Origin of the sequence: Bradyrhizobium oligotrophicum S58 (assembly GCF_000344805.1) — a bacterium.
Lineage (GTDB): Bacteria > Pseudomonadota > Alphaproteobacteria > Rhizobiales > Xanthobacteraceae > Bradyrhizobium > Bradyrhizobium oligotrophicum.
Genome location: NC_020453.1, coordinates 3,929,892 through 3,942,723, shown reverse-complemented (window position 1 = coordinate 3,942,723; position 12,832 = coordinate 3,929,892). Strand labels below are relative to the sequence as shown.

The following is a 12,832-nucleotide window of genomic DNA, read 5'->3' as shown; positions in this document are numbered from 1 at the left end:
GGGATCGCGGACATGGCGGATTCGATTGTCGTCTCGATACTTGGCGTGACGGTCACCGCGGCCGGCCTAGCGTTCGGCCTGTACCAGTACCGGAAGAACAGCGAGCAAGCCAGCCTGACGCGGCGGCGCGAGCGCGCCGTCATGGCCACCGATCAGACCAAACAGTTTTTCTCGGACGACGGTGTTCGCTTCGTCATGAAGGTCCTGGATTACGGGTCGGTGCCCAGTCCCACGCGGCCGAACCAGACATTCGACGTGCACCAGATTCCCGAAGCCCTCAAGATCCACTGGAAAGACGCTCCGACCGAGACAAAGGAGCCGATTTCTCCCGAATACGTCGCGATCCGCACTGCCTTCGACGATTTTCTCATCTGGCTGGAGCGGATCGAGTATCTGATCAAGAGCGACATCGTCAGCGAGGAAGGCTTTGGCGACCTGTTCTCGTACTGGCTCGTCCTGCTCGGCGAAAAGCCCCAGCCGCAGGACAAGGTCGCCCATCTTTCGGACGCGGCCCGCAAGGCGATCTGGAGCTACATTCGATCCTATCAGTACAACTCGGTGGTTCAGCTGTTCGCCCGGTATGGACGCGTCGGTGAAAACGGCTTTGTTCTCCGGATCCAAGGTCAGGCGCATCCCCCGGAATCGGCCGCGCCGGCTCAATGATGAACCGCGGTCGCAGCGCCAACGCGCCGCCGGGGATGTGGCCGAGCAAGCCGGCCGCTCGCTTGTTTTTCAAATCGAATTGCAACTCGGGAAAATTGAAGAGGTGTCGATGATGCGTTCACGTTTCGCAATGCTCGCAATCCTGACGCTGGCGGTCTGCTGGCTCGGGCCGGAGGCCGCCTTCAGTCAGTCGTGCGGCTGCGGACCGGACTTCTGCCAGGGAGACCCCCGCTATGCCCCGCGCCTGGCCCAGGCAAAGGCCGCCATGCGCAACACTGGATATCCCGACGAGCTGGTTGCCCTCATGGACAAGGACGGCGCCTGCTTCGCCCGCGTCGATCGCGCACCGACCAATTTCCATATCCGGGATTACGCCAGCGGCACGTTTCAGGACGTGGAATGGGACGAGGACAACGAACGCATTTCGCGAGCAAAACTCCTGAACGGCACGATTTCCGTCTACTACAAGTACAACACGCCAAGAGCCTTCAAGTGCTGCGGTGAGAAAGTATACAATGAGCGCCCGGACTATGATTCCACCCATGACGTCAACCGCAGCATCGTCATCGAATGCAAGAAGTCGGGCACGACCGTCACATGTCAGTGACGCAGCCGTATCCAGACCAGCCTGACCTCATCGTAGCGCGCTGCTGCGCTTTGCCGGTGCGTCAAGGAATAACTCAAATCCCGAGCAGGCTCTGATAGGCGAACAGCGCCGGGGCGCCGCCGGTGTGCAGGAAGATGACGTTGTCGCCGCTGCCCCAGCGTCCGCCGCGGATCAGCGCGATCTGGCCGGCAAGGCCCTTGCCGGAGTAAACCGGATCGAGCTGCAGCGCCTCGAGCTGGCTTGCAAGACGGATCACCTGGCTTCGTGCGGCATTCTGCAGGCCGGGCTCGCGTGCCCGGCGACGACTTCCACCTGTGTCTTGTCAAAGGCAATATCGAGCAGCGCGGACGCTGCGCGCGCCAGCGCCACGATGTCAGCGCGCACCCGCGCAGGCTCGGCGTCGATGTCGATGCCAACGATCGCAGTGTCCGTCAATGCGAGCGCGGCGCCGGCGACGAGGCCGGCCTGGGTACCGGCGCTGCCGGTGCGGTGGACGATGGCGGATGGCGCAAAACCCGCTTGCGCGGCCTGCACCTCGATCTCGGCAATCGTCGTCGCATAGCAGACGGCGCCGATTCTTCGCCGTCGGGGAGCTGCGCAGGCGGATCCGTGTGTACGAAACATTGCTCGATCAACCGCCCTGCCGGGGCAGCTGAGACGTGACAACACCCGCCCCTCCCCCTCAGGCGGGGGCCATCGCACTGAGAACCTGTCGAGAACGCGAAACTGAGTCTGGGACTCAGTCTGGGACTTTTCGACCGAAAATGCCGAAATTTACGGGTTTTTGTTCGGTTTTCGTGCTCCGGGCGAGAAACAGCGCGAGGAAAAAATCAATTTATTTCAATAGGATACGCGGCGAAAGTCGGTCTTAGGTCTAAGATGCGCTCAAGTTCTGGAAGCTCGGATGCACCAGCGCTTCGGGCGCCGCGATCAGCACGATCATCGCCGCCACCGCGAGCGTGCGGAAGGTGACGGCGCGGCGGTCGACCATGACGGCGATCAGCACGACCGCCGTCATGAAAAACGATCTCTGCGTCGCGACCTCCGCGCCCGACAGCAGCAGATAGAACGCGGCGGCCACCAGCGCCGCCGCGGCGGCCCATTTCTTGATCGGACGGCTCACGGTGAGGCCGGGAATAAGCGCGAGCAGCGCGCGCACGGCAAAGAACACGACGCCGGCGACGACCGCCATGTGATAACCCGAGATCGACAGCACATGGCCGAGGCCGGAGATGAACATCGCGTCGTTGACGTCGGGCGTGATGGCGTCGCGCCGCCCGGTCAGCAGCGCGGTGGCGATGGCACGCTCGTCGCCGTCGAGACTGGCGCGGATGCGGGCGTCGATCGCATCACGCAGCCCCTGCATCGCCGCCGCATAATGCAACCCGAAGCCGGCCGCCTGCGGCGGCGTCACCGTCGTGATCGCGCCCATGACGAAGCCGGAGGCGCCGATGCCCTGGAAGAACATGTCGCGGGAAAAATCGTAGGAGCCCGGCCTTACCGGCGCCATCGGCGGCAACAGCCGCGCCTTGAGCTGCACGAAGCTGCCGACGTCAGGCGCGGTGCCCTTGCGCACCGCGAGCCTCACGCGCGCCAGCGTGATCGCGTTGCGCTGGCTTTCCATCGCCGTCACGCGCAGCACGATGCGGTCGCTGCGCTCGCGGATGTCGCGCGCTTCGACGAAGCCGGACAGCGAAACCGAATAAAGCGGTCGCGCCAGCACCGGATGCGCCACATGCGCCGTCTTCACCGTCGCCACGGCAAAGCCGGACGCTGCGGCTGCGATCATGACCCCGGCCGGAAACAGCGGATGCCGCCGCATCAGCAGGGCGACGACACAGAGCAGCACCGCCGTTGCGGCGCTCACCCACAGCACGGGCTCGTGATCGGCGGAGAAGTACAGCGCGATGCCCGAGCCGAACGCGACGGGCACCCAGGGCAACAAGCGCCCCGCGCCCGCCTCCTCCCGCGCCCAGCCCTTGAGCCGAGCGGCCAAGGCTGGCCAAAGGTCGAAGCCGATCGCAGGCCAGCCACCGGCGAGCGCGCCGCGCGGCGGCCAGACATCAGCCATCACGCCCGCGATCCCGCGACGCCATCCTGGCGGCCCGACCGGCTCCGCCATTGCCCACACCACCCGTTACTTCACGGGCAGGAAGGCTATCGAAACTGCGGGGAATACGACTAGCGGAACAAAACGAGAATCCAACAGCGTTGCGTGAGGAACGACATTGGAACTTTTCGCACCGCACGCGCTTATCGGGGTATGGACGCCCACGACAATGACGATCCCTTTGCCGACCTCGCGCTCGACAAGGCAATCCACCTGCGCTGGACGCTGCGAGACATCAAGGCGCAGCGGCTCACGCTCTCCCCCGTTGCCGACGACGATCTCTCGCTGCTCGCCGAGCGCGGCCTCGTCGAGGTCAGCGACGGCGTGCCGACGCTGACGGACGCCGGCCTCGATGCGATCACCTGAGCTGGGGCAGCGGCGTCATCCCTTCGCGACCTCCTTCGCGAACGTGTCGCGCAGGCCTATGGTGCGGTTGAACACGAGCTTGTCCGGCGTCGAATCCGGATCGCGGACGAAGTAGCCCTGGCGCTCGAACTGCATCGGCGCGTCCGAGTTGCTCTCGGCGATCGCCGGCTCGATCCGCGCGTCGGTCAGCACCTCCAGCGAGTTCGGATTGAGATCGGCGGTGAAGTCGGCCGCGTTCGGGCTCGGATTGGCGAACAGCTGATTGTAGATCCGGATTTCGGCTTTCAGTGACTGCGCCGCCTGCAGCCAGTGCATCGTCGCCTTGACCTTGCGTCCATCCGGCGCGTTGCCGCCCTTGGTCGCCGGATCATAGGTGCAGCGAAGCTCGACGATCTCGCCGACATCGTTCTTGATGACCTCGCGGCACTTGATGAAATAGGCGTAGCGCAGCCGCACCTCGTTGCCGGGCGACAGGCGGAAGAACTTCTTCGGCGGGTTCTCCATGAAGTCGTCCTGCTCGATATAGAGCTCGCGGCCGAACGCGATTTTGCGCGTGCCGGCGGACGGATCATCCGGATGGTTGATCGCCTCGAGCTGCTCGACCTGGCCTTCCGGATAGTTCTCGATCACCACCTTCAGCGGACGCAACACCGCCATGCGGCGCTGCGACGTGCGGTTCAGCTCCTCGCGAATGCAGAATTCGAGCATGCCGACGTCGACGATGCTGTTGGCCTTGGCGATGCCGATGCGCTTGATGAACTCGCGCACCGCCGCCGGCGGCACGCCGCGCCGCTTCAACCCCGCGATGGTCGGCATGCGCGGATCGTTCCAGCCGGAGACGTGACCATCCTGCACGAGACGCGTCAGCACGCGCTTGGACAGCAGCGTGTAGGTCAGATTGAGGCGCGCGAATTCGTACTGGTGCGGATGCGACGGCACCGGCAGCTTGTCCAGGAACCAGTCGTAGAGCGGCCGATGGTCCTCGAATTCCAGCGTGCAGATCGAATGGGTGATGCCTTCGATCGCATCCGACTGGCCATGCGCGTAATCATAGCTCGGATAGATCTTCCAGGCATCGCCAGTGCGCGGGTGATGGGCGTGCAGGATCCGGTACAGCACGGGATCGCGCAGGTTGATGTTGCCGGCTGCCATATCGATCTTCGCCCGCAGCACGCGCGCGCCGTTGCCGAATTCGCCGGCCTTCATGCGCCGGAACAGGTCGAGATTCTCCTCCACAGAGCGGTCGCGGAACGGGCTGTTCTTGCCGGGCTCGGTCAAGGTGCCGCGAGCCAGCCGGATCTCCTCCTGCGTCTGGTCGTCGACATAAGCGAGCCCGGCCTTGATCAGGCCTTCCGCCCAATCGTACAGCCGCTCGAAATAGTCCGAGGCGAAGAACAGGTTGTCGCCCCAGTCATAGCCGAGCCAGCGCACGTCGGCCTGGATGGAATCGATGTATTCCTGCTCTTCCTTGGCCGGATTGGTGTCGTCGAAGCGAAGGTTGCAGCGGCCGCCGAACTCCTGGGCGATCCCGAAGTTGAGACCGATCGACTTGGCATGGCCGATATGCAGATAGCCGTTCGGCTCCGGCGGGAACCGGGTGACGACGGTCGTGTGCCTGCCGCTGTCGAGATCGGCCTGGACGATGTCGCGGATGAAGTCGCGCCCCGCCTCTGCCGTCGCCGCCGTGTCGTTCGTGGTCATCAAGAATATCCTGCTCCGGAATCTGGAAGCCTATCTGCCAAATCCGCTTCCCCCAAGGAAGGCTTTAGTTATGCGATAGGCCTGCTATACACCCCCCGCCCTTCATAGCCCCTGCCTGGATTTCGTGCTGCCGCCCATGACCTCTCCGATCGTCACGCGCTTTGCCCCCTCCCCGACCGGCTTCCTCCACATCGGAGGCGCCCGGACCGCCCTGTTCAACTGGCTCTATGCGCGCGGCCGCGGCGGCAAGATGCTGCTCAGAATCGAGGACACCGATCGCGAGCGGTCGACGACGGCGGCGATCGAGGCCATCCTCGACGGCCTGAAATGGCTGGGCCTCGATTGGGACGGCGACGTCATCTACCAATATAGCCGCGCGTCACGGCATCGCGAGGTCGCCGAGCAGCTGCTCGCCAGCGGCATGGCCTATCGCTGCTACGCTACGGCCGAGGAATTGACGGCCATGCGCGAGAAGGCGCGCGCGGAAGGCCGCACCCGGCTCTATGACGGCCTGTGGCGCGACCGCGATCCGAAGGAGGCGCCTGACGGCGTCAAGCCGACGATCCGGCTGCGCGCGCCGCAGACCGGCGAGACCGTGATCGAGGACCAGGTGCAGGGCCGCGTGGTCTGGCAGAACGAGAACCTCGACGACCTCGTGCTGCTGCGAGGCGATGGCAATCCGACCTACATGCTGGCGGTGGTCGTCGACGACCACGACATGGGCGTGACCCATGTCATTCGCGGCGACGACCATCTGATCAACGCCGCGCGCCAGAAGCAGATCTACGATGCGCTGGGCTGGACGGTGCCGTCGATGTCGCACATCCCGTTGATTCACGGGCCTGACGGCTCGAAGCTGTCGAAGCGCCATGGCGCGCTCGGTGTCGATGCCTACCGCGCCATGGGATATCTGCCGTCGGCACTGCGAAATTACCTGGTGCGGCTCGGCTGGAGCCACGGCGACCAGGAGATCTTCTCGACCGAGGAAATGATCAAAGCCTTCGACCTGCCCGCGATCGGCCGCTCGGCGGCCCGCTTCGATTTCGCCAAGCTCGAGAACCTCAACGGCCACTACATCCGCCACGCCGACGACGCGGCGCTGGTGCGCCAGTTCGAGGACGTGCTGAATTACGTGCCGAATGGCGCGGCGTTGAAGGCCAAGCTCAACGACGCCACGCGCGCGCAGCTCACCCAGGCGATGCCGAGCCTCAAGGAGCGCGCCAAGACGCTGTTGGAGCTGATCGACGGCGCCGCCTTCATCTTCGCCGACCGGCCGCTCCCGATCGACGCCAAGGCAGCCGCACTATTGACGCCCGACAGCCGCGCACTGATCGGGCGGCTGCACGAGGCGCTGGTCGCGGTCGAGGCATGGAGCGGACCGGCCACGGAAGCCGCGCTGCGTGCGTTTGCCGAAGCCAACAATCTCAAGCTGGGTGCGGTGGCGCAGCCGCTGCGCGCGGCGCTCACCGGCCGGACCACCTCGCCTGGCATTTTCGACGTCCTGGCCATTCTGGGGCGTGATGAATCTTTAGGCCGCCTCAAGGATCAGACCACCTCATAAGGTCTCATTTACCCCCATCTTGCAGCGCACAGGGCAATACGATACGCATTTGCGCGGCACTCAAGGGTGTCCCGGCTTTTGACATTCAGAACACGTGGCGGCGGGCTCGTCGACGGATGTTGGAGCCGAAGGACACTAGTAAGTATAAGATTCCAGTACGGTTTCGGATTTGACCTTCGCTTAAGTGTTCGCAGCGACAGTGGCGCTGACGACACTGACAGGAATGTCAAAGCCACCGCACTGGATAAAGTCCACCTGCCCTGCCATCTCTCACAAAGAACAAGGGCCAAGCCTAACGATCGCATCGGGGACAAACGATGGACGCAAACTCCACAAGCAAGACCGCGACCCTCACCGTCGGCAACAAGAATTTCGATCTTCCGATCCTGAGCGGCACGGTGGGCCCCGACGTCATCGACATCGGCAAGCTCTACGCCCAGGCCGGGATGTTCACCTATGACCCCGGCTTCACCTCGACCGGCAGCTGCCAGTCCAAGATCACCTACATCGACGGCGATGCCGGCGTCCTGGAATACCGCGGCTACCCGATCGAGCAGCTCGCCGAGAAGGGCGACTTCCTCGAGACCTGCTATCTCCTGCTGTATGGGGAGCTCCCGACCAAGGCCCAGAAGCTCGACTTCGACCATCGCGTGACCCATCACACGATGGTGCACGAGCAGATGGCCCGGTTCTTCCAGGGCTTCCGCCGTGACGCGCATCCGATGGCGGTCATGGTCGCTTCGGTCGGTGCGCTCGCCGCCTTCTATCACGACTCGACCGACATCAACGATCCGAAGCAGCGCATGATCGCTTCGATGCGGATGATCGCGAAGATCCCGACCTTGGCGGCGATGGCCTACAAATACACCATCGGCCAGCCCTTCGTTTATCCGAAGAACGCGCTCACCTTCACCGAGAACTTCCTGCACATGTGCTTCGCGGTGCCGTGCGAGGAGTACAAGCCGAACCCGGTGCTCGCCGACGCGCTCGACAAGATCTTCATCCTGCACGCCGACCACGAGCAGAACGCCTCGACCTCGACGGTGCGCATCGCCGGCTCCTCCGGCGCCAACCCGTTCGCCTGCATCGCCGCCGGCATCGCCTGCCTGTGGGGTCCGGCGCATGGCGGCGCCAACGAGGCCGCGCTCAACATGCTGGCCGAGATCGGCACCGTCGACAAGATTCCGGAATTCATCGCCAAGGTGAAGGACAAGAACAGCGACGTGCGCCTGATGGGCTTCGGCCATCGCGTCTACAAGAACTACGATCCGCGCGCCAAGATCATGCAGAAGATGTGTCACGCGGTGCTCAAGGAGACGGGCCACGCCGACGATCAGATGCTGAAGGTCGCGCTGGAGCTCGAGAAGATCGCGCTCAGCGATCCGTACTTCATCGACCGCAAGCTCTATCCGAACGTCGACTTCTACTCGGGCATCACCTTGAAGGCGATGGGCTTCCCGGTCTCGATGTTCACCGTGCTGTTCGCCGTCGCCCGCACCGTCGGCTGGATCAGCCAGTGGAGCGAGATGATCGAGGACCCGCAGCAGAAGATCGGCCGTCCGCGCCAGCTCTACACCGGCGTCGCGACCCGCAACTACGTCGAGATGGACAAGCGCGGCTGATCCGGCGCGCGAGCGATCAAATCATCGAAAGGCCCGTCCAGTGTACTGGACGGGCCTTTTTCTTTGTCGGTTGATGCGCTGGCGGAGCCATTCGCGTAGCCCGGATGAGCGCAGCGACATCCGGGTTCAACACCACTGACGCGGGAGAACCCGGATATCGCTGCGCTCATCCGGGCTACGACTGATCCGCGCGAGCGATCAGATCATCATCATGGGTCCGTCCAGCACACGCTGGACGGGCCTTTTTCTTTGCGGTTGGATGCCGGGATGCGTCCACGTGCTTCGGGAACGAGAGCACTGGCGCAGCTTCCATTGCGTTCAGCCAAGCACGATACGAGCATGGCGAGACTGATCCCGGCACTGCGTTCGGCTTGCGCGGCAGTGATGCTCGTGTTGTGTGCAAGCGCGACCGCCGCGTGCGCCGCCGAAACTGCACCGCAGGATCTGACCGTCACGGCAGCCGACGCGCTCACGACGATCACGCTGTTTCCCGGCCGAGGCGAGGGAAAACGACCGGCCGTGATCCTTCTCCACGGCGCACAGGGGATCGAGCGGTTTGCCGCCGCGTATACCCGCTATGCCGAGGCGTTGGCCGCCAAGGGCATCGATGCGCTCCTCGTCTCCTACTATGACGCAGCCGACATCGGCCCGATGCGCTCGGCCGATAAGCACGCGCGGGAAAGCTATTTTTTCGCACACTTGCCGAAATGGTCGGCGCGAATCCGCGACGTGGTCTCCTTCGTCGCTCGACGCGAAAGCTTCTCGGGCAAGGTCGGGCTCCTCGGCTTTTCCAACGGCGGCTTCCTGGCGGTTGCCTCAGCCGCGTCAGATCGGCGGATCGACGCATTGGTCGTGTTCTACGCCGGGATTGCCGGCGAGGATCAGGCTGGCCCGACACGCCTGCCGCCGCTGCTCGCGCTGCACGGCGATGCCGATCACAACGTGCCGCTGTCATCCGGCAAAGCGCTGCTCGACAGGGCGAAGGCGCTCGGCAACGAGGCCAATCTGGTCGTCTATCCCGGCATGGGCCATGGCTTCGACTTCGATGCGACCCGGCCCGAGTCCGCGGACGCGCTGGCGCGAACGGCCAGCTTCTTCCTTGAACGGTTACGGTGAGTTAGGATGTCGGCTGTCTTTTCATCGTGCGCTGCTGAAGCCATTCGCGTAGCCCGGATGAGCGCAGCGACATCCGGGTTCAACACTGCTGCCGCGGGAGACCCCGGATATCGCTGCGCTCATCCGGGCTACGAACTGGATCACCCTTCTGGACGAAAGCCGGCGAGCTGCCGTGGCTGGGTAAAGTCGGCGTCGACCTGATTAGCTCCCCTGCCGTCCCTTGCGCATGGTCGCCAGTACGACGTCGGCGGCGCGCACGCTCGGGGAGGCCGCGCCGGTGGACATGATGCCGTCGAGGCGGTTGAATGCCTCGACTTGACGCGCGCGGATCGGGCCGTCGCTCAAGAGATCGACGAGCGCCGGCGCGAGATTGTCGGCCGTGCAGGCCTCCTGCAGAAATTCCGGAATGACGTTCTCGCCGATCACGAGATTGGCGAGGATCACGGACTGCACATTGACGATCCGCCGCAGGATGAAGGCCTCGAGCGCGCCGACGCGATAGGCGGTGACCATCGGCACGCCGGAAATCGCAAGCTCCAGCGTGACCGTGCCGGACTTGGCGAGCGCGGCATGGGCGTTCCTGAAGGCGGCCCGCTTCTCGGCCTCGGCGGTGACGATCTGCGGTGTCACCGGCCAGTTCGCCACCCCTGCCCTCACCGCGGCTTCGAGATGCGGCGTGGTGGGCACCACGGCCTCGAACGCGACGTTTTGCGCCCGCAACCGCGCCAGCGTCTCACCGAAGATGGCGATGTGACGCGCGACCTCGCTGCGCCGGCTTCCCGGCAGCACGAGAAGGACCGGCGGCTTGGCATCACGGCGCTGCTGCTCGGCCGCATTCGGCCGGAGCGTTGCAAGCTGCTCGATCAGGGGATGGCCGACATAGGTGCAGGGCGGGCCGCCGAGCCTGCGAAACGCCTCCGGCTCGAACGGCAACAACCCCAGCACGTGATCGACATAGAAGCGCATCGCCCGCGCACGGCCGGGACGCCAGGCCCACACGGTCGGCGCGACGTAGTTCACGATCGGAATCGCGGCGTCGCAGGCATGAACCTTCTTCGCCACCCGCTGGGTGAAGTCCGGGCTGTCGATGATGACGAGCACGTCCGGCTGAGCTGACACGATCGCGTCCGCCGTGCCGCGGATCAGGCGCAGGATCTTCGGTAGCTGCTGGAGCACCGCGGTGAAGCCGACGATCGAGAGCTCCTCGATCGGAAACATCGAGACGAGCCCCTCGCGCGTCATGCCGCGGCCGCCGACGCCGGAGAACGCGACGCCGTCGCCCAGCCGCTGTCGCAGCACCTTCATCAGGCTGGCGCCGAGGCGGTCACCGGACTCTTCGGTCGCGACGAGGCAGATCCTGCGGATGACCGGACCCGCCGGCGGCCGCGGCGTCACGCAGTGACACCCGTGATGAACACACCGGCACGATCGGCGGCCGACACCGTCTCCTGCGGATCGGCCAGCAGCGTGAGGCCTGCGGCCACGGCGACGCCGGCGAGGCCTGCGGCAGCAAGGCCCTCGACGGTGCGGGGGCCGATGGTCGGCAGGTCGTAGCGGAGATCCTGGCCGGCCTTCGGCGCCTTCACCAGCACGCCGCGTCCGGCGGCCGCACGGATGCGGCGATCGGTGCGCAGGCGCGCCACGCGGGCCAGCAGCCCGTCGGTGCCCTCGATGTCCTCGAGCGCCACGACGTGACCGTCGATCACGACGACCGCCTGCCCGACATCGAACGGCGCCATCGCGCGCAGCACGGCGAGCCCCTTGACGATGTCGCCGCTCACCAGGTCGTTCGGCCGGCTCCGCGTCAACTGCCCCATGGGAACGAGCAGATTGGGCGCGACGTCCTTGACGCCGATCATATGGAAGCCGTGGCGCTCGAAGATGCGGCCGACGCCGACCAGCAGATGATCGTCGCCGCCGCGAAACGCCGACCAGAGATACGGCAGCTCTTTCAGCGTGCCCCAGTCGATCCGGATCTCCGACACCGCCGGACGGACGAGATTGCCGATGAACATGAGGTCATGACAGCCCTCGGCCTTCAGCAGCTTCAGGGCATTGCCGAGCTGGCCAAGGCCGATCCAGTGATGCCGGAAACGCGACAGTGGCTTCGGATCGCAGATGCCCTTCAGCGCGAACAGCACCGGCGTCCGGCCGCGTGCGACGATCTCGTCGGCGACGGCGAAGGGCAGCACGCCGCCCGCGGCGATCAGGCCGATCGGAGGAGCGTTCTCGGCGGCCTGCGCGCCCATGACGGTCAAACCTCTGCGGTCGGTCTGCCGATCTCCGGCAGACAGAGCGCGCGGTGTCGGCCGCCGTCGATGAAGGCCAGGATCTCGGCAATCGCGGGATCCTCTCCGGCAAGCGGACGCACGGCGGCCATGCGATCGGCGAACACGCCGGGACCGTGGAACAGCTTCTGATAGAACGCGCGCACGGCCGTGAGCCGCTCGCGGGTGAACTTGCGGCGCTTCATGCCGATGACATTGAGGCCCTCGAGCGCGGCATACTGGCCGTTGACGAGGCCATACGGGATGACGTCGCCGCGCACACCGCAGACGCCGCCGACCATCACGCCATGGCCGATGCGGGTGAACTGGTGCACCGCGGACAGGCCGCCAATGTAGACGGAATCGCCGATTTCGACGTGACCGCCGAGCGTTGCCGAGGTCGCGAAGATCACGTTGTCGCCGACGACGCAGTCATGGGCGACATGGGCGTTGTTCATGAAGAACCCGCCATTGCCGATCGTGGTGAGGCCGCCGCCCTTGGTGGTGCCGATGTTCATCGTCACGCCTTCGCGGAAGGTGCAGCCCGAGCCGATCACCAGACGGTGCGGCTCGCCGCGATAGCTCAGATCCTGCGGGGCGCCGCCGAGCACAACGAAGGGCGAGATGACGTTGTCATCGCCGAGCGTGGTGTGACCCATGATCTGGACGTGGCTGATCAGCTTGCAGTTCGCCCCGATCACCACGTTGGGGCCGATAATGCAGTAGGGACCGACGACGGTGCCTTCGCCAATGACGGCGCCGTCCTCGACGCGAGCGGTGGGATCAATCTTGCTCATCAAACGCAATCAACTCTTCACG

Annotated in this window: 12 protein-coding genes and 1 pseudogene; 6 read left to right on the top strand and 7 right to left on the bottom strand. The window is 65.0% G+C overall.

The genetic code is table 11. The annotated features are described in order from the left end of the window. Positions 1-12: 12 nt before the first annotated feature. Entirely contained in the window at positions 13-663 is a 651-nt protein-coding gene (locus S58_RS17020; protein WP_015666581.1) for a hypothetical protein, read from the top strand. Beyond that, positions 593-1,270: a hypothetical protein gene (locus tag S58_RS17015; protein ID WP_160167603.1), complete on the top strand. Its 678-nt coding sequence runs from the start codon at positions 593-595 to the stop codon at positions 1,268-1,270. Before S58_RS17020 ends, S58_RS17015 begins: the two co-directional genes overlap by 71 nt. A 73-nt stretch (positions 1,271-1,343) precedes the next feature. On the opposite strand, the gene S58_RS35815 is transcribed toward S58_RS17015, so the two are convergent. The 3 genes and pseudogenes from S58_RS35815 to S58_RS17005 all read right to left on the bottom strand — a co-directional run. Next, the gene (locus S58_RS35815) at positions 1,344-1,526 is read right to left on the bottom strand and encodes a D-cysteine desulfhydrase (RefSeq protein WP_015666579.1); all 183 of its coding nucleotides are present in this window, start codon (positions 1,524-1,526) and stop codon (positions 1,344-1,346) included. Next, positions 1,523-1,804 carry a hypothetical protein gene (locus S58_RS35810; RefSeq protein WP_160167602.1) on the bottom strand — a complete coding sequence of 94 codons (282 nt, stop codon included), beginning with the start codon at positions 1,802-1,804 and terminating at the stop codon, positions 1,523-1,525. Before S58_RS35810 ends, S58_RS35815 begins: the two co-directional genes overlap by 4 nt. A 358-nt stretch (positions 1,805-2,162) precedes the next feature. Next, a pseudogene (locus tag S58_RS17005) lies at positions 2,163-3,392 on the bottom strand (ComEC/Rec2 family competence protein); the annotation flags it as partial. Between the two features lie 141 nt (positions 3,393-3,533). On the opposite strand from S58_RS17005, the gene S58_RS17000 reads away from it, so the two are divergent. After that, positions 3,534-3,746, top strand: a complete 213-nt coding sequence (locus S58_RS17000) for a hypothetical protein (RefSeq protein ID WP_015666575.1) — start codon at positions 3,534-3,536, stop codon at positions 3,744-3,746. 15 nt (positions 3,747-3,761) lie between these two features. Here S58_RS17000 and S58_RS16995 read toward each other — a convergent pair whose 3' ends face one another. Continuing rightward, entirely contained in the window at positions 3,762-5,447 is a 1,686-nt protein-coding gene (locus tag S58_RS16995) for a glutamine--tRNA ligase/YqeY domain fusion protein (protein WP_015666574.1), read from the bottom strand. A 136-nt stretch (positions 5,448-5,583) separates the two neighbouring features. On the opposite strand from S58_RS16995, the gene gltX reads away from it, so the two are divergent. The 3 genes from gltX to S58_RS16980 all read left to right on the top strand — a co-directional run bounded on the left by gltX (position 5,584) and on the right by S58_RS16980 (position 9,746). Next, complete coding sequence (gltX, locus tag S58_RS16990) at positions 5,584-7,008, top strand: glutamate--tRNA ligase (RefSeq protein WP_042339686.1); 1,425 nt, start codon at positions 5,584-5,586, stop codon at positions 7,006-7,008. A 317-nt stretch (positions 7,009-7,325) separates the two neighbouring features. Beyond that, entirely contained in the window at positions 7,326-8,630 is a 1,305-nt protein-coding gene (gene gltA, locus S58_RS16985) for a citrate synthase (RefSeq protein WP_015666572.1), read from the top strand. 249 nt (positions 8,631-8,879) lie between these two features. Then, positions 8,880-9,746, top strand: coding sequence for a dienelactone hydrolase family protein (locus tag S58_RS16980; RefSeq protein ID WP_244440780.1), 867 nt, complete (start codon positions 8,880-8,882; stop codon positions 9,744-9,746). Between the two features lie 201 nt (positions 9,747-9,947). Here S58_RS16980 and lpxB read toward each other — a convergent pair whose 3' ends face one another. Genes lpxB through lpxA form a run of 3 tightly spaced genes read right to left on the bottom strand, consistent with a single transcriptional unit; the run spans position 9,948 to position 12,810 of the window. Beyond that, positions 9,948-11,141 (bottom strand): lipid-A-disaccharide synthase, encoded by a 1,194-nt coding sequence (gene lpxB / locus S58_RS16975; protein ID WP_015666570.1) that lies wholly within the window; start codon positions 11,139-11,141, stop codon positions 9,948-9,950. Beyond that, positions 11,138-11,995 (bottom strand): LpxI family protein, encoded by an 858-nt coding sequence (locus S58_RS16970; protein WP_015666569.1) that lies wholly within the window; start codon positions 11,993-11,995, stop codon positions 11,138-11,140. The genes lpxB and S58_RS16970 overlap by 4 nt, the downstream gene beginning before the upstream one ends. A gap of 5 nt (positions 11,996-12,000) precedes the next feature. Beyond that, positions 12,001-12,810 (bottom strand): acyl-ACP--UDP-N-acetylglucosamine O-acyltransferase, encoded by an 810-nt coding sequence (lpxA, locus tag S58_RS16965; protein ID WP_015666568.1) that lies wholly within the window; start codon positions 12,808-12,810, stop codon positions 12,001-12,003. Positions 12,811-12,832: the final 22 nt, after the last annotated feature.

Excerpts from the sequence above, each read along its gene's own strand:
- S58_RS16995 (WP_015666574.1), bottom strand. The coding sequence starts at position 5,447 with ATGACCACGAACGACACGGCGGCGACGGCAGAGGCGGGGCGCGACTTC.
- S58_RS17000 (WP_015666575.1), top strand. The coding sequence starts at position 3,534 with ATGGACGCCCACGACAATGACGATCCCTTTGCCGACCTCGCGCTCGAC.
- S58_RS16970 (WP_015666569.1), bottom strand. The coding sequence starts at position 11,995 with ATGGGCGCGCAGGCCGCCGAGAACGCTCCTCCGATCGGCCTGATCGCC.
- lpxA (WP_015666568.1), bottom strand. The coding sequence starts at position 12,810 with ATGAGCAAGATTGATCCCACCGCTCGCGTCGAGGACGGCGCCGTCATT.
- gltX (WP_042339686.1), top strand. The coding sequence starts at position 5,584 with ATGACCTCTCCGATCGTCACGCGCTTTGCCCCCTCCCCGACCGGCTTC.
- S58_RS17020 (WP_015666581.1), top strand. The coding sequence starts at position 13 with ATGGCGGATTCGATTGTCGTCTCGATACTTGGCGTGACGGTCACCGCG.
- gltA (WP_015666572.1), top strand. The coding sequence starts at position 7,326 with ATGGACGCAAACTCCACAAGCAAGACCGCGACCCTCACCGTCGGCAAC.